This is a genomic window from Aeromonas sp. 1805 (assembly GCF_013085525.1).
Taxonomy (GTDB): Bacteria; Pseudomonadota; Gammaproteobacteria; order Enterobacterales; family Aeromonadaceae; genus Aeromonas; species Aeromonas hydrophila.
Window position 1 is genome coordinate 3,969,535 of the sequence record NZ_CP038515.1, and the last position, 15,971, is coordinate 3,985,505.

13 protein-coding genes are annotated in these 15,971 nt (G+C 60.7%); 7 read left to right on the top strand and 6 right to left on the bottom strand.

The window, feature by feature from the left end:
- Positions 1 to 279 precede the first annotated feature (279 nt).
- The 4 genes from E5E96_RS18600 to apbC form a co-directional block, all read right to left on the bottom strand.
- Positions 280 to 1,749: an inorganic phosphate transporter gene (locus E5E96_RS18600; protein WP_011706094.1), complete on the bottom strand. Its 1,470-nt coding sequence runs from the start codon at positions 1,747 to 1,749 to the stop codon at positions 280 to 282.
- Positions 1,750 to 2,156: 407 nt separating this feature from the next.
- Complete coding sequence (gene dcd, locus E5E96_RS18605; RefSeq protein WP_011706092.1) at positions 2,157 to 2,738, bottom strand: dCTP deaminase; 582 nt, start codon at positions 2,736 to 2,738, stop codon at positions 2,157 to 2,159.
- A 63-nt stretch (positions 2,739 to 2,801) separates the two neighbouring features.
- Positions 2,802 to 3,446 (bottom strand): uridine kinase, encoded by a 645-nt coding sequence (gene udk, locus E5E96_RS18610; protein ID WP_011706091.1) that lies wholly within the window; start codon positions 3,444 to 3,446, stop codon positions 2,802 to 2,804.
- 109 nt (positions 3,447 to 3,555) lie between these two features.
- Positions 3,556 to 4,638 carry an iron-sulfur cluster carrier protein ApbC gene (gene apbC / locus E5E96_RS18615; protein ID WP_171282808.1) on the bottom strand — a complete coding sequence of 361 codons (1,083 nt, stop codon included), beginning with the start codon at positions 4,636 to 4,638 and terminating at the stop codon, positions 3,556 to 3,558.
- Positions 4,639 to 4,824: 186 nt separating this feature from the next.
- Between apbC and metG the strand changes: the two genes are divergently transcribed.
- The gene (gene metG, locus E5E96_RS18620; RefSeq protein ID WP_017408400.1) at positions 4,825 to 6,858 is read left to right on the top strand and encodes a methionine--tRNA ligase; all 2,034 of its coding nucleotides are present in this window, start codon (positions 4,825 to 4,827) and stop codon (positions 6,856 to 6,858) included.
- A gap of 218 nt (positions 6,859 to 7,076) precedes the next feature.
- Positions 7,077 to 7,712, top strand: coding sequence for a glutathione S-transferase family protein (locus E5E96_RS18625; protein WP_102988772.1), 636 nt, complete (start codon positions 7,077 to 7,079; stop codon positions 7,710 to 7,712).
- A gap of 84 nt (positions 7,713 to 7,796) precedes the next feature.
- On the opposite strand, the gene E5E96_RS18630 is transcribed toward E5E96_RS18625, so the two are convergent.
- Positions 7,797 to 8,069, bottom strand: coding sequence for an acylphosphatase (locus E5E96_RS18630; RefSeq protein WP_016350729.1), 273 nt, complete (start codon positions 8,067 to 8,069; stop codon positions 7,797 to 7,799).
- An 85-nt stretch (positions 8,070 to 8,154) separates the two neighbouring features.
- Between E5E96_RS18630 and E5E96_RS18635 the strand changes: the two genes are divergently transcribed.
- Both E5E96_RS18635 and E5E96_RS18640 read left to right on the top strand, forming a co-directional pair.
- A complete protein-coding gene (locus E5E96_RS18635) occupies positions 8,155 to 9,585 on the top strand; it encodes a methyl-accepting chemotaxis protein (protein WP_171282809.1) in 1,431 nt (476 codons plus the stop codon).
- Between the two features lie 105 nt (positions 9,586 to 9,690).
- Positions 9,691 to 10,884: a class I SAM-dependent methyltransferase gene (locus tag E5E96_RS18640; protein ID WP_171282810.1), complete on the top strand. Its 1,194-nt coding sequence runs from the start codon at positions 9,691 to 9,693 to the stop codon at positions 10,882 to 10,884.
- Positions 10,885 to 11,359: 475 nt separating this feature from the next.
- On the opposite strand, the gene E5E96_RS18645 is transcribed toward E5E96_RS18640, so the two are convergent.
- Positions 11,360 to 12,004: a glutathione S-transferase family protein gene (locus E5E96_RS18645; RefSeq protein ID WP_171282811.1), complete on the bottom strand. Its 645-nt coding sequence runs from the start codon at positions 12,002 to 12,004 to the stop codon at positions 11,360 to 11,362.
- Positions 12,005 to 12,264: 260 nt separating this feature from the next.
- On the opposite strand from E5E96_RS18645, the gene E5E96_RS18650 reads away from it, so the two are divergent.
- The 3 genes from E5E96_RS18650 to mnmH all read left to right on the top strand — a co-directional run bounded on the left by E5E96_RS18650 (position 12,265) and on the right by mnmH (position 15,969).
- Positions 12,265 to 13,449 (top strand): acyltransferase, encoded by a 1,185-nt coding sequence (locus E5E96_RS18650; protein ID WP_171282812.1) that lies wholly within the window; start codon positions 12,265 to 12,267, stop codon positions 13,447 to 13,449.
- 385 nt (positions 13,450 to 13,834) lie between these two features.
- Positions 13,835 to 14,872, top strand: coding sequence for a selenide, water dikinase SelD (gene selD / locus E5E96_RS18655; RefSeq protein WP_139750217.1), 1,038 nt, complete (start codon positions 13,835 to 13,837; stop codon positions 14,870 to 14,872).
- On the top strand, positions 14,869 to 15,969 hold the full coding sequence (gene mnmH, locus E5E96_RS18660; protein WP_171282813.1) for a tRNA 2-selenouridine(34) synthase MnmH: 1,101 nt from the start codon (positions 14,869 to 14,871) through the stop codon (positions 15,967 to 15,969). Before selD ends, mnmH begins: the two co-directional genes overlap by 4 nt.
- Positions 15,970 to 15,971 lie beyond the last annotated feature (2 nt).

Consider the following 15,971-nt stretch of genomic DNA (forward strand, 5'->3'; position numbering starts at 1 on the left):
CAGGCGCCGACCTTAGACGAGCAGCTCCATGGCAGGGGCAGAACCGCAAAAGACGTCCAATCGGCCACCGCCCTCTATCTTGAATACATGTTGATGGGTGGGGATGATCTTAGTGGGTGAGAGAAGTAATTGATTGAATGGAAAAATTAGTTTGATGGCATATAAAGGATGATCAAATTGGAAACCCGGCTGGCGGGAGGCAGGCATCACACATCCGTTTTGAGGCCATGAAAAAAGGGCCGCAAGGGCCCTTTCTCAACACTCTTTTGGTATCTGTAATCAGCTGAACAGATGATGGCTGATCAGGAATAGGCCACCAGAGAGCAGCATGGTCAGCGGCAGGGTGAGCACCCAGGCCATCAGGATAGTCTTGATGGTCTGGCTCTGCAGACCCGACTTGTTGGCCACCATGGTCCCCGCTACCGCAGAGGAGAGGATGTGGGTGGTCGATACAGGCATCCCGGTCAAGCTTGCCACGCCGATGGAAGCGGCAGCGGTGATCTGGGCGGCGATCCCCTGGCTATAGGTCATGCCGGAGGAGCCAATCTTCTCGCCTACGGTGTAGACGATACGACGCCAGCCCACCATGGTGCCACAGCCCAACGCCAGCGCGATGGAGACGATGACCCAGGTCGGTGCATATTCGGCAGTGGCCGTCAGATCCTTGCGCCATTTGGCAAGGTCAGTCAGCTCTTTGGCCGGCAGCGGCAGCTTGGACACCTTGCGAGCGGTATCGTCGATGCACAGCAGCAGGCGGCGCACTTCACGGCGGTCGGTCAGGTCCATCTCTTCATAGGTCCGCACCTGGGCAAGACGATTGTCCAGCGTGGCCATGGCCTGCAGAGCACCATCAGCAGCACAGTGAGTCATCAACTCTTCCTGGGCCTGGGCAGGCACACTGAAGTTCACTACCTTGGAAACCTGCTCATGGTTGCGCTGATAGATCTCCATGATGCGCTGATTGGCATCCTGGGTACGATCCAGGTCATAGGAGCGGCTGTTCATGTCCAGTGCGAAATAGGCAGGAGCCATGCAGATCAGCACCAGCATCACCAGACCAATGCCCTTCTGGCCATCGTTGGAACCGTGCACAAAACTCACGCCCATGGCAGACGCCACCAGAGTGAGACGCGCCCAGAACGGCGGATGCTTCTTGCCATCCACCAGCAGACGCTCTTCCGGGGTCTTGTGGATCTTGCTGCCCTGCCAGACGCGTTTCATGGCGAACAGCAGCAGCGCGGCGATGATGAAACCGACGGTGGGAGAGATGATCAGGGAAAGCATGATGTCGATGGCTTTCGCGACGTTGATGCCTTCCTGCAGCGGTTGATGGCTGATCCAGGCATAGGCGCCGCCTACCCCCAGAATGGAGCCGATCAGCGTGTGTGAGCTGGACGCCGGGATCCCGAAGAACCAGGTACCCAGATTCCACACGATGGCGGAAAACAGCAGGGAGAACACCATGATCAGACCCTGAGTGGAGTCCATCCCCAGCAGAAGATCGATGGGCAGCAGGTGGACAATGGCATAAGCCACCCCCAGACCACCCATCATGACCCCGGCAAAGTTGAACAGACCGGAGGCCACTACTGCCATGTGTGCCGGCATCGCCTTGGTATAGATAACCGTTGCTACCGCGTTGGCGGTATCGTGAAAGCCGTTGATGAATTCATAGGCCAACACAAAAAAAACGGCCAATACCAAACCGATTGACCACCACAAACCCAAACCACTAAACATTTCAAACATAAAAAACGAACCTGTTTATGAGTTGCGGCGGATTATGCCAGAAGGCTGGTAACGCCATACCCGTTGTTGAAATATTTCAGTAAGAAAAAAAAAGAGCATTCCGTCTGCAAATAGCTTAGAGCCAGTCACCATGCGGCTTGTCATAGATTAATTAAACAGACCTTGCCTGACAAAAACAGTCCCCAAACGGGAACAATTCATCATCCGTATGCCGCAAAAAATACTCTCACCGACTTAGGCTCCGTCAATTTTCGACCGACCGTATCGCCCTATTTGTACAAATGACAGGCAAGATCACTCCCTCGCCCTGCCCTCTTTGCCACATCCACCTGCCCAAGCGAATGGAGAAGGGCGCCATCGGCGCCCTCTTTTAACACATTGCCGACGGCTCGACTGTCGACCCGCTCTCAGTCCTGATTGATGCGACTGGCAACCGCACCCTGCTGGCTCTTGTACTTGGCGTTTTCCCGTTTGTTGTAGGGACGCGCCGCCACACCGGAGAGCATCTCGAAGTTCAGCGCACCGATCTTCATCTTGGGGCGCAGCGCCAGCGGCAGCTTGCCGCCGTTGTAGAACTCCAGCACGATGCGGCCGGACCAGCCCGGATCGATGCGGTGCGCAGTCACGTGCACCATCAGCCCGAGGCGGGCCAAGGACGAGCGGCCATCGAGCCAGCCCACGATGTCGGCAGGCAGGGTGACCGATTCATAGGTCACCGCCAGCGCCAGCTGACCCGGGTGCAGATAGAAGGCTTCGCCATCCGGCACATGGATTTCATCGCTCATCACCCGATCGATGGCGTCGGCCATTTCGCTGCTGGGGCCGCTCAGATCGATGTAGGGGGCGGTATGATCGCGAAACACCCGAAACTCGTTGCCCAGCAGCACGTCGACGCTGACGCCGCTGATCCGTTCAATACCGGGTCTGGGCTCAATGACGATCTTGCCTTCATCCAGATGACGTTCGATATCGGTATCACAAAGACGCATTGGGCGACTCTCCTGACAAATTGTTCATTTAAAAAAGCCGGGCATCACCCGGCTTGATATCTCTCAACCAATCAACATGTGGCGGATACGCGCCTTGAGCATGTCGATGGCGATGCGGTTCTTGCCGCCACGGGGAACGATCACGTCCGCGTACTGCTTGGAAGGCTCGATAAACTGCAGGAACATGGGGCGTACCGTCTTCTGGTACTGCTTGAGCACAGAATCCATGGTCCGGCCACGCTCCTGCACGTCACGCACCAGACGGCGCAGCAGGCAGATGTCGAGCGGCGTATCCATGAAGATGGAGGCATCCATCAGATCCCGCAAGCGGCTGTCGGTGAGCAGCAGGATCCCTTCCAGAATGATCACCCGGCGCGGTGCGAACGGGGTCACTTCACTCATGCGGGTATGTTCGGTATAGGAGTATTGGGGAATATTGACCGCATCACCTTGCACCAGCTGGCTCAGGTGCTGGACCAGCAGGTCGTGATCCAGCGCGTTGGGGTGGTCATAGTTGGTTTTGACCCGCTCTTCCATGGTCAGGTGGGTCTGATCGCGGTAGTAGCAATCTTCGGTGATCACGCCAATCTGACCGGCTCCCAGCTCGGCCACCAGCTCTTCATAGATGGTTTGGGCTATAAGACTCTTGCCGGAAGCGGATGCACCAGCAATACCGATGATCACACACGAATGTTGAGTATCAGACATTGAAAATACCTAAAGAGAAGAGCAGTGGGGATGGTTTAAACCGATCCATTATATAAAAAAGGGTGAGCCATGCCCACCCTCAAATCCACCCCAGGCGGTCGACCGCCGATTATTCATCCAGCGCCATGGCATAGAGGGGGGTCGCAATCGGTTTACCGCTGAAATAGAGTTCAGCCCCCACCCGACGAGCCAGTTTCAGATAGGCCTCTGCCAGCTCCCCGCTCGGGGCGCCGAACACGGTTGGGCAGCCATCATCCATGTGCTGGCGAATGTCGATGTGCAGCGGCAGCTGGCCAAGCAGCGCCACCTGATACTGTTCCGCCATCTTCTGGCCACCACCGGTACCAAACAGCGGCTCATGATGACCACAGGCGCTGCAGACGTGGTAACTCATGTTCTCGATGATGCCAAGCACCGGCACGCTGACCTTGTTGAACATGGCCAGTCCCTTGCGGGCATCCGCCAGCGCCACGTCCTGCGGCGTGGTGACGATCACCGCCGCCGTGGTCGGCACCTGCTGGGCCAGGGTCAGCTGGATGTCGCCGGTACCCGGCGGCATGTCCACCACCAGATAGTCCACTTCGCCCCAGCGGGTCTCGTGGAGGATCTGGGCCAGCGCCTTGCTCGCCATGGGGCCACGCCAGATGGTGGCATCCTGCTCGGCCACCAGATAACCGATGCTGTTGCTCTTGAGGCCGCATGCCATCACCGGCTCCATCAGCTTGCCGTCATGGCTGACAGGACGCTCCTTCAAGGTCCCGGTCATGGTCGGAATGGAGGGGCCGTAGATATCCGCATCTAGAATGGCGACCCGCGCCCCCTCTTTTTGCAGCGCCAGCGCCAGGTTGACCGCGGTAGTGGACTTGCCCACCCCGCCCTTACCGGAGGCAACCACGATGATGTTGCGAATGCCCTGCACCGCCGCCAGCCCTTGCGCTCGCGGCAAGCTGGCGACCTCGATTTCGCCTACCCAGTCGATACGGGTGGCGCCGGTGGCGCTGCGCAGGCGGGCGTCAAACTCCTGCTTGATCTGCTCAAACAGGGAGTGGCCTGCAAAGGGCAGCACCAGCTTGATGGTCAGCGTCGAGCCCTGTTTGTCGATGCTGCGCACGAAGCCGGCAGCCACCAGATCCTTGCTCCAGCCAGCTGGCTTAAATTCGGCGAGGATCTGTTTTACTGAATCAATCACCATTAACTCCTCATTATCTTGTCTTTATCTTGAGGTGAACGGTTACCGCACACAAATCAGTGGCTTGCCTGCTGGTCGACCAGCGTGTGCCGGCAGGGCGGACGAGCCACAACCCTAGGCAGGCTACCCCCAATTCGGGTAACATGCACGGCACTCTATCATCCCAACAAGCACATCAAGAACGACTATATGGCAACTGATCCTCGTACAATGCTGGTAACCTGCGCCCTTCCCTATGCCAATGGCTCCATCCATCTTGGCCACATGCTGGAACACATCCAGGCCGATATCTGGGTTCGTTATCAGCGAATGCGCGGTCACCAGGTGCACTTTGTCTGTGCCGACGATGCCCACGGCACCCCGATCATGCTCAAGGCCCAACAGCTGGGGATCACCCCGGAAGAGATGATCGCGGCCGTCTCCAAGGAGCACCAGGCCGACTTCGCCGGGTTCAACATCAGTTTTGACAACTATCACTCCACCCACAGCGACGAGAACCGCGAGCTGGCGGAGCTGATCTACGGCCGTCTGCAGGCCGGCGGCAAGATCAAGAGCCGCACCATCTCCCAGCTGTTCGATCCGGAAAAGTCCATGTTCCTGCCGGACCGCTTCGTCAAGGGCACCTGTCCCAAGTGCAAGTCCCCGGAGCAGTATGGCGACAACTGCGACAGCTGCGGCGCCACCTACAGCCCGACCGAGCTTATCGATCCGAAATCCGCCGTCTCCGGCGCTACCCCGGTGATGAAGGACTCCGAACACTTCTTCTTCGATCTGCCGCAGTTTGAAAAATGGCTGGCAGAGTGGGTGCGCGGCTCTGGCGCCATCCAGGAGGAGATGGCCAACAAGATGCAGGAGTGGTTCGAAAGCGGCCTGCAGCAGTGGGACATCACCCGTGACGCCCCCTACTTCGGGTTCGAAATTCCCGGCGCCCCGGGCAAGTACTTCTACGTCTGGCTGGATGCACCCATCGGCTACATGGCGTCGTTCAAGAACCTGTGCAACAAGCGCGGCGACATCGATTTCGACAGCTACTGGAAAGCGGACTCCGAGGCCGAGCTCTATCACTTCATCGGCAAGGACATCGCCTACTTCCACTGCCTGTTCTGGCCGTCCATGCTGGAAGGCGCCGGTTTCCGCAAGCCGACCAAGGTCAACGTGCACGGCTACGTGACCGTCAACGGTGCCAAGATGTCCAAGTCCAAGGGCACCTTCATCAAGGCTTCCACCTATCTCAATCACCTGGATCCGGAGTGCCTGCGTTACTACTACGCTGCCAAGCTCAACAGCCGCATCGACGATCTGGACTTGAACCTCGATGACTTCGTCGCCCGCGTCAACGCCGACGTGGTCAACAAGTTGGTCAACCTCGCTTCCCGCAACGCCGGTTTCATCGCCAAGCGTTTCGACGGCAAGCTGGCCGCCACCTGCGCCGAGCCCGAGCTCTACGCCGAGTTCGCCAACGCCCGCACAGCCATCGCCGAGGCCTACGAGAGCCGCGAGTTCAGCCGCGCCATCCGCGAGATCATGGCGCTGGCCGACAAGGCCAACCGCTACGTGGATGACAAGGCTCCCTGGGTCATCGCCAAGCAGGAAGGCGCTGACGCCGAGCTGCAGGCGGTCTGCTCCGTCGGCATCAACCTGTTCAGGGTGCTGATGGCCTACCTCAAGCCGGTGATGCCGCTCCTGGCCGAGCGTGCCGAAGCCTTCCTGGGGGAAACCCTCAGCTGGGATGGCATCGAAATGCCGCTGGTTGATCACACCGTTGCCCCGTTCAAGGCGCTGTTCTCCCGCATCGAGCCGGCCAAAATCGAAGCCATGATCGACGCGTCCAAGGAAGATCTGGCCAAAGAGCAGGCACCGAAAGCGAGCGGCCCGCTGGTAGACGATCCCATCAGCGAGACCATCAGCTACGACGACTTCGCCAAGATTGACCTGCGGGTGGCGCTGATCAAGAAGGCCGAAGCCGTACCGGAAGCGGACAAACTGCTCAAGCTGCAGCTGGATATCGGTGGCGAGACCCGTCAGGTGTTTGCCGGCATCAAGTCCGCCTACAACCCGGAAGATCTGGAAGGCAAGCTGACCGTGATGGTGGCCAACCTGGCCCCGCGCAAGATGCGCTTTGGCATGTCCGAAGGCATGGTGCTGGCGGCAGGCCCTGGCGGCAAGGATCTCTGGATCCTGGAGCCGCAGGAAGGCGCCAAGCCGGGTATGCGCGTCAAGTAAGCGCTGCCCGCACATCAAGCAACGAGGGAGGCCTGCGGCCTCCCTTTTTTATTTGCCCTCTTCTTGCCTTCTTCGCCCCCTTCCCTCTTTCCTCTCCCCACTGAACGCCCTGGATGGTGCGCGCTTCACCCCTTCGGTGCTTGTTGCGTTTGGGTAATTTGCCTAGACTGGCGATTCACTTCGGGCCCATGGCCCCCTTCATCAGGCAAGGAGCAAGCATGATCACCTTATATGGCACCCCCGTCAGCCGGGCCCTGCGCGTATCCTGGTTACTGGAAGAGCTGGACGTGGCATGGCAGTTCCAGTTTCTCGACTTCGCCAAGGGCGAGAACCGCAGCGACTGGTTTCTGACCCTCAACCCGAGCGGCAAGATGCCGGTGCTCAAGGACGGGGAGTTTGTGCTGACCGAATCTGCCGCCATCATGCAGTACCTGGCAGAGGTGTATGGCCCGAACTGGCTGCCAGCCAGAGGGACCCAGGCCTCGGCGCTGCACGCCCAGTGGGTCAGCTTCATCACCTGCGAGCTGGAGCAGCCGCTGTGGACCATCGGCAAGCACCGCTTCGCCCTGCCCGAGGCCCAGCGTCTGCCGGCCATCTTCCCCACCGCCAAATGGGAGTTCGACAAGGCGGCGGCCATCGCCGAATCCTGGGTGCCCGAGCAGGGTTACCTGCTGGGTGAGCAGGTAACCATCGCCGATCTGCTGCTGGCCCATACCCTGATGTGGGCCACCCGCTTCGAGCAGAACATTCCACCCAAGCTGGCGGCCTATCGGGATCGTCTGGCCAAACGCCCCGCCCTGCAGGCGGTGCTGGCCAAGACCCAGGCCATCGCCGATGCCGCCCAGGCCGGCTGACTCAAGAGTGCCATCGATGCAAACGGGAGCCTGTGTGGCTCCCGTTTTTCATGGCTGTTCGGCGTCATTGGCCTGGCAAGGCGCTCAATTGGTATGAAAGCCGCTTCCCTTGGGTGGTGGCGCCGCTTCATACTCCATCCGGGTCACCTCGGCGGTGCGTGGCCCGCGCTCCAGCCAGCCCAGCATCATTTGCACGCTCTGCTCCGGCCCGCAGATGAGGATCTCCACCGAGCCATCTTCCAGGTTGTAGGCGTGGCCCCGCAGCCCCAGTTGCAGCGCCCGCTCCCGGGTGAAGTAACGAAACCCCACCCCCTGAACCAGGCCCCACACTCGCACGACAAACGATTGCTCTCCCATTTCTCACACCTTCCCCTTAAGAAATTTCCCCCCAAGGCGATAATGAGCGCGACACTCTCATCCCCTTGCAGGACGCAATACCATTATGAAAGAAGTAAAGTTTCGGTGGGTTGACCGTTATCTCATTCACCTCACGATCAGCGAAAAATTTCTCATCACCTTCTGGTGCCCGCTGCTGTTCATCGTCTTTCTCAGCTGGTATCTGCTGGCAGACGGTCACCAGCAACAGATGCAGCTGCGCCTGGATCAGCTCAAGCAGCGGGTCGAACTCAGTGCCCAGCTATCAAGCCAGCACGCCGGTCTCACCCTGCCGGCCGAGCTCACCCTGAGCCCGACCGGCAGCACAGGGTTAACCCGGCAGGGCGACATCTATCGATATGGTGCCAGCGCCGGTCAGGCCGGGGTCATCACCGGCACCCTGGATGCCTCCCGCTACTCCATGTGGGATGGTCAGGGCACCACGCTCACCATCATCGCCGTGCTGGCCGCCCTGCTGGCGCTGGTCACCCACTACCTGATGACCTTTGTCTCCGGTGCGCTCTACTCCACCAACAAGGCGTTGCAGACCGTGGCGGATGGCGATCTCACCTTCCGTCTCAACTTCTTCCCGGTGCGCGACGAATTCTCCATTCTGGCGGGCAGCATCGACAGATTCACCGACCGCCAACACAAGATAGTGCAACTGGTAGAAGAGTCCGCCGAGGCGCTCACCCTGGCCGCCGACGAGTTTCGCGATCATGCCAGCGAGGGCGAGAGCATGGCCCGCTCCCAGCGCCAGCACATGGACTCCCTGGCCGCCGCCATGGAGCAGATGTCCGCCGCCATCCGTGAAGTGGCCCGCAACGCCAACGACACCCTGCAGCAGACCCGTCAGTCGAGCGAAGAAGCGGCCAACGGCGCCGCCCGGGTATCGCGCACCATCACTGCCATCCGCACCCTGGCCGACGAGATCGGCAACGCCTCCGGCGCGGTGGAACGACTGACCCACAACGCCAACCGCATCAACGAGGTGGTAAGCGTCATCAACGCCATCTCCCAGCAGACCAACCTGCTGGCCCTCAATGCCGCCATCGAGGCAGCCCGCGCCGGCGAGCAGGGCCGCGGCTTCGCGGTGGTGGCCGACGAGGTACGCACCCTCGCCAGCCGCACCCAGCAGGCCACGGTGGAGATCCAGCAGATGATCGAAGAGCTGCAGGCCGGCACCGGCGCGCTGAACGACATCATGGAGAAAACCGTAGGTCGCGCCGCCAGCAGCCAGGCCTTGATCAGCGAAGTGGGGCTCGATATCGACAAGCTCAGCAACCACAGCGATGCGGTGCTGGAGATGAGCACCCAGATCGCCACCTCCAGCGAGCAGCAGAGCTCGGTGGCCGAGGAGATCACCCGCAATCTGGATCAGGTGCGCCACGAAGCGGGCCAGGTGGAAGAGTCCGCCAGCGCCTCGGTGGCCGGCACCGCCGGCCTCAAGGCCACCGCCACCGAGCTGGCGCAGGCGCTGAAGGGGCTAAAAATCTGATTAGCAAGCTCCCAGAGCCTGACGCTATCTGCCAAGGTTGTTTGAGTTTTGCCAGCGGGCCACATAGAATGTGGCCCCTTTTCTTTTGACCATCTGGCAACCCCCATGAGCGCTTCCATCTATCTCGTCAAAGGCCGCGAAAAATCCCTGCTGCGTCGCCACCCCTGGATCTTCTCCAAGGGGATCGAGCGGGTACAGGGCAACCCCATCGATGGCGATACCGTCGAGATCTACACCCAGGATGGCAAGTGGCTCGCCCGCGGTGCCTGGTCCGGCAGCTCCCAGATCCGCGCCCGGGTCTGGACCTTCGACAAAGATGAAACCGTCGATCTCGACTTCTTCATCCGTCGCCTCAAATACGCCCAGGAGTCCCGCGACGGGCTCATCAAGCGTCAGGGCCTCACCGGCTACCGCCTCTGCGCCGCCGAATCCGACGGCCTGCCGGGTCTGACCATCGACCGCTATGCCGATTTTCTGGTGTGCCAAATTCTCTCCGCCGGCGCCGAGTTCCAGCGCGAGCTGATAACACAAGCACTGCGTACCCTCTACCCCGAGTGCAGCATCTATGAACGCTCCGACGTGGCGGTACGCAAGAAAGAAGGGCTGAAGGAACGCACCGGCGTCATCTATGGCGAGACCCCGACCGAGCCGGTGGTGATCGAGGAGAACAGCGGCGTCAAGATCCTGGTGGACATCCGCAACGGCCACAAGACCGGTTTCTATCTGGATCAGCGGGATAACCGCCAGGCTGCCGCCAAGTACACCGAAGGCAAGCGGGTGCTCAACTGCTTCTGCTACACCGGTGGTTTTGGCGTCTACGCCCTCAAGGGCGGCGCCAAGGAAGTGGTCAACGTCGATCTCTCCCAGAACGCGCTGGATATCGCCCGCCAGAACGCCGAGCTGAACGGACTGGATACCAGCAACACCCAGTTCGTTCGTCACGACGTGTTCAAGCTGCTGCGTGAATACCGCGAGAAGGGTGAGAAGTTCGACGTCATCGTGCTGGATCCGCCCAAGTTTGCCGAGAGCAAGGCCCAGCTGCTGGGTGCCTGCCGCGGCTACAAGGACATCAACATGCTGGCGTTCCAGCTGCTGGCGCCGGGTGGTGTGCTGCTGACCTACTCCTGCTCCGGCCTGATGGAACAGAGCCTGTTCCAGAAGATCGTCGCCGATGCGGCGCTCGATGCCGGCCGCGATGCCCAGATCCTGGAGCTCTTGTCCCAGGCATCCGATCACCCCATCGGTACCGCCTATCCGGAAGGCTTCTACCTCAAGGGGCTGGTGGTGCGTGCCCGCTAAGCCGAGCAGACCAGCGCAGCCCCCTTGTCCCCGGTTCCAGATCCGGGCTAGGACTGGGTCCGGCAAGCCATCAAAAAGCCCGCGATCAAAGCGGGCTTTTTTTATGCAGCCGCCAAAGAGATAACCTCACCCTGCCACCAGCAGCGATGGGTGCCCCCAACAATCCTCTTCGACTGACTGCAGCCATCCTCAATCTGGAATTGCCGCCTCGTTAGCCCGCTTCTCATCTCTCTTTCACCCAGACATGGCATACACAGCCCACCGGCAGGGACTATTCGGCATTTTCTTTATGCAAAAACATGAAATATTACGCATCAACATTCAAAATTTCTCGGGGAAATATCAGCCATAAACGCATACTCACTCACCTTAATGAATACTGCTGTTTTTCCCCTGCAGTTGATGCCGCCATGCCCCTGTCCGCCTCGCACATTGCCCGGGGCGGCAATATTCCGCCTGCCACAAATCATCCCGCTCAATCACGCGCCGGCGCGCCCAGCGGGAAGTAGTGTCGAAATGGCCTGGCCTCCTCCACCACCCGCACGATGGAGGGATGGCTAAGCAGCCGGGCGCGATAAGCACGCAGGCGGCCATAGCCAGCGGGGATCTCGTGGGCCCAGTCGGCGTAGAAGAGCGAGGGGGCGGCGGCGCAATCGGCCAGCGTGAAGCCAGCGCCGGCAATCCAGTGGCGCCCTTCCAGCCGCTGATCGAGCCAGGGGTAAATCTGATCGAGCAGCTCGCGGGCCTCCATTACGCCATAGCGGTCGCGATCCGCGACCGGGCGCAGCGCATCCAGCACCACTTTTTGCATCGGCGTCATCACATAGTTGTCGAAGACGCGATCCAGCATATGCACCTCCAGGCCCGCATCGCCAGGCGGGATCAGGCAGACGGGGCCCGGGTGGTGCGCCTGCAGATGGGCGACGATGGTGCTGCTCTCGAGGATGCAGCGACCGTCATCGAGCAACACGGGAAAGCGCTTGAGCGGCCAGAGGGCGGCAAGTTCGACGTTGGCCGCCGGCTCTTCGAGATTCCGGTACTCGAACGGGGTGGCATTCTCGTAGAGGGCGATCAACACCTTCTGGCTGTAGGATGAGAAAGGATGGGCATAGAGTTTCATCGGGACGATCCTTGCACGCTGATGGATGACTTCCCTAGTCTAGATCCCCTCTTCACCTTCGCTGCAGCGCGGATCCCTTGCTGGTTTTTGGATGATAAATGCGCATTCATGACGAAAATCACACCCGTATGGCTCTCTTTTAGGTAGGGTGATCCCGCCTGTGGCTGCCAAGCCTGGGCAGCCGACTCATCAGGGTTGATGAGCGGCACCACAACAAAAATTGATGTCAGGCCAAGCTGAACATCATCAAGGATCCCGTCATGAATCAATCATTGCCGCTGTTGACGCCGCTGCGGGGCATCGCTGCCCTGATGGTGGTGCTGTTCCACGCCCGCTTGCTGCTCTTTCCCCAGTGGATGGAGTCGATCGCCGGCCACACCCAACTCATCGAAAACGGCTACCTCTGGGTCGATCTGTTCTTTATTTTGAGCGGGCTGGTGCTGGCCCATGTCTACGGGGAAGGCTTCGCCCACTCGCCCCGCACCATAAGTTATGGCCGCTTCCTCTGGCTGCGGCTGACCCGGGTTTATCCCCTCTACCTGGTGACCCTGCTGCTGCTGGTGGGCTGGGAGCTCTACAAGGCCCACCATGGGATTGGCTTCTACGCCGGCCCCCTGTTCAAGATGTGGGAGTGGGAAGGGATGCCTCCTTTCGGCTCACCCTTTACCCCGGCCGAGGCGCTGCCAAGCAGCCTGTTGCTGCTGCAGGTGGTGACCGATCACGGATTGACCTGGAACTTCGCCGCCTGGTCGCTCAGCGTGGAGTGGATTAGCTATCTGCTGTTTCCGCTGCTCATTCCCCTCGCCGTCACCCGCAGCCGCTGGAGCAACCTCGTCCCCTTGCTGGCCCTGACGGTGCTGGCCTTTATCGTGCACAGTCGCGGTACCCTGGATGTCACCAGCGGGGCACTGGCCATCGCGCGCGGGGTGAGTGAATTCGTGCTCGGCCTCTGGCTGCTGCCGAAGGTCAAGACCGCCCGCCAGTGGCCCATGATGCAGCAGGATCTGCCGCTGCTGCTCGCCTTTCTGCTCCCCTTCGCGCTGATGCAGTTCACCATGACGCCGCAGCTGACCCTGCTGCTGATCAGCGCCTACGTGTTGCTGATCTGGATTGCCGCCTGCCAGGGCGATCGCCAGAGCCCGCTGCTGCGCCTCCTGGATAACCGCTTCACCAACTGGCTGGGGGATCTCTCCTACTCCATCTACCTGCTGCACGCGCTGGTGCTGCTCACCGGCTGCGAGCTTGTCCACTATCTGGCGCCAGGGCTCACCGCGTGGTGGTATGCCCAGACCAACCCCTTGCTGGGTGTGCTGGCCACCATGTTGATGCTGGCGGTGCTGATCGGCCTCTCGGCGCTGAGCTACACCCTGCTGGAGCGGCCGCTGCAACGGCGCCTGCGCCGGCTCGGCAAGACTCGCCAGCCGGTGATGGAGCAAGCCGGCTAAGTTCCCCACCAAAAGATGGCCCCGATGGCAGCATGGCTCGCCTTCGGGGCTACGCCGGGGGAGAGCCTTGCCAGCGTTATGGCGAAGGCTGCCCCTTTCCTCTAAACCCGCCAATTCCCTGCGTTTTGTGTGAATTCCAGTTCGAACCAGAGCGGCCATTTGTGGCATAATGGCCCGTCCTGTGGCCCTTGGCGGGGCTGCGCCGGCGCATCTGTCGCCTCTCCTCCCCCGTCCTGCCAGACAGCCTTGCACGGCTGCCTGACATCGCTGCGCTCAAAGCCAGCCAAGGCCACCCGAATTTCGCGCGCATACGCGCACATTTGACGGCTCCACAGAGCCGCTGCACTTATTTGTACACACAAGTTTGCACACACAAGGGGAAAGTATGTCTTCCATTCGTCTGACCCAATACAGCCACGGCGCTGGCTGCGGTTGCAAAATCTCTCCCAAGGTGCTCGACACCATTCTCAAGAGCCAGATCCCGGGCTTTGACGACCCGACGCTGGTGGTTGGCAACAGCAGCAAGGATGACGCGGCCGTGGTCGATATCGGCAACGGTCAGGGTATCGTCTCCACCACCGACTTCTTCATGCCCATCGTCGATGATCCCTTCACCTTCGGTCGCATCGCCGCCACCAACGCCATCAGCGACATCTACGCCATGGGTGGCAAACCCATCGTCGCCATCGCCATTCTCGGCTGGCCCATCAACACCCTGGCGCCGGAAGTGGCCCAGCAGGTGATCGACGGCGGCCGTCAGGTGTGCCACGAAGCAGGTATTTCTCTGGCCGGCGGCCACAGCATTGATGCCCCCGAACCTATCTTCGGCCTCGCGGTGACCGGTATCGTGCCGCTCAATGCCATCAAGCAGAACGACACCGCCAAGGTGGGTGACACCCTCTATCTGACCAAGCCGCTTGGCATCGGCATCCTCACCACCGCCCAGAAGAAGGGCAAGCTCAAACCCGAGCACGAGCAACTGGCCCCCAACGCCATGTGCACACTCAACAAGATTGGCCAGCGCTTTGCCGAGCTGCCTGGTGTGCATGCCATGACCGACGTGACCGGCTTTGGTCTGGCCGGCCATCTGCTGGAGATGTGCGAAGGGTCCGGCGTCAGTGCCCGTCTGGACTTCAAGGCGCTGCCGCTGCTGGACGAGGTGGATTACTACCTGAGTGAGGGCTGCGTACCGGGTGGCACCCTGCGCAACTTCGACTCCTATGGCGACAAGCTGGACGCCATGGATGACCGCACCCGCAACATCCTGTGCGACCCGCAGACCAGCGGCGGCCTGCTGGTAGCCGTCGGTAAAGAAAGTGAAGCCGAGCTCCTCGCCATTGCCACACAGGCAGGGCTGACCCTCTCCCCCATCGGCCAGCTGCAGGCCCGCACCGGCAACCAGTTCATCGAGGTTGTCCAATGAGTGCACTGCCACTGGCCACGGATTACGCCCGGATTTTTCTGGATGACGTTCCGCTCATCGACCTGCGCGCCCCCATCGAGTTCAAGGAGGGGGCTTTCCCCTGCTCGACCAATCTGCCGTTGATGACGGATGATGAGCGGGCCCAGGTCGGTACCTGCTTCAAGCAGCAGGGGCAGGCGGCCGCCATCGCTCTGGGCCATCAACTGGTCGGTGGCGCCGTGCGGGCCGAACGCCTCGAGGGCTGGCTTGCCCAGCTGCACCGGCAGCCGGATGCCGTGCTCTACTGTTTTCGCGGCGGCCTGCGCTCGCAAACGGTGCAGCAGTGGCTGCATGAGGCGGGGGTCACCCGCCCGCGGATAGCTGGTGGCTACAAGGATCTTCGCCGCTTCCTCATCGATACCCTGGACAGTGCGGCGGTAGAGTGCCAGTGGACCGTGCTGACCGGCATGACCGGCTCCGGCAAGACCCACATGCTGGCCGAGGTGGCTCAGGCGCTCGATCTGGAAGGCCATGCTCATCACAGGGGGTCGTCGTTTGGCCAGCTGCCCGGCGGCCAGCCCAGCAACATCAACTTTGAAAACAACCTGGCCATCGAGCTGCTCAAACGCCGCCATCAGGGCGAGCAGGCGTTCGTGGTGGAAGACGAGAGCCGCCTCATCGGCCGCTGCTGCCTGCCCAATCCACTGTTCGATGCCATGAGCCAGGCGCCGCTGGTGGTGGTCGAAGTGCCGCAAGAAGAGCGAGCCCAACAGATCCGCCAGGACTATGTGCACGATCTCTGGCTGCGCTATCAGGCGATGTTTGGCGCCGAAGCAGGCTGGCCGCTGTTTGCCGCCTACCTGACCGATGCACTGGCCAGACTCAAGCGTCGGCTTGGCGATCAGGCCCATCGCGAGCTGGACACCCTGATGCAGAGCGCGCTCACCGAGCAAGCCAGCAGCGGTGATACCTCGCTGCACCTGGCCTGGATCACCCTGTTGCTGACCCGCTATTACGATCCCATGTATCTTTACCAGCTTGGCAACAAGCGCGAGCGCATCATCTTCCAGGGTGGCAAGCAGGCTTGTCTCGATTTCTTTGCCAAGCAGCGCGCCTGAAT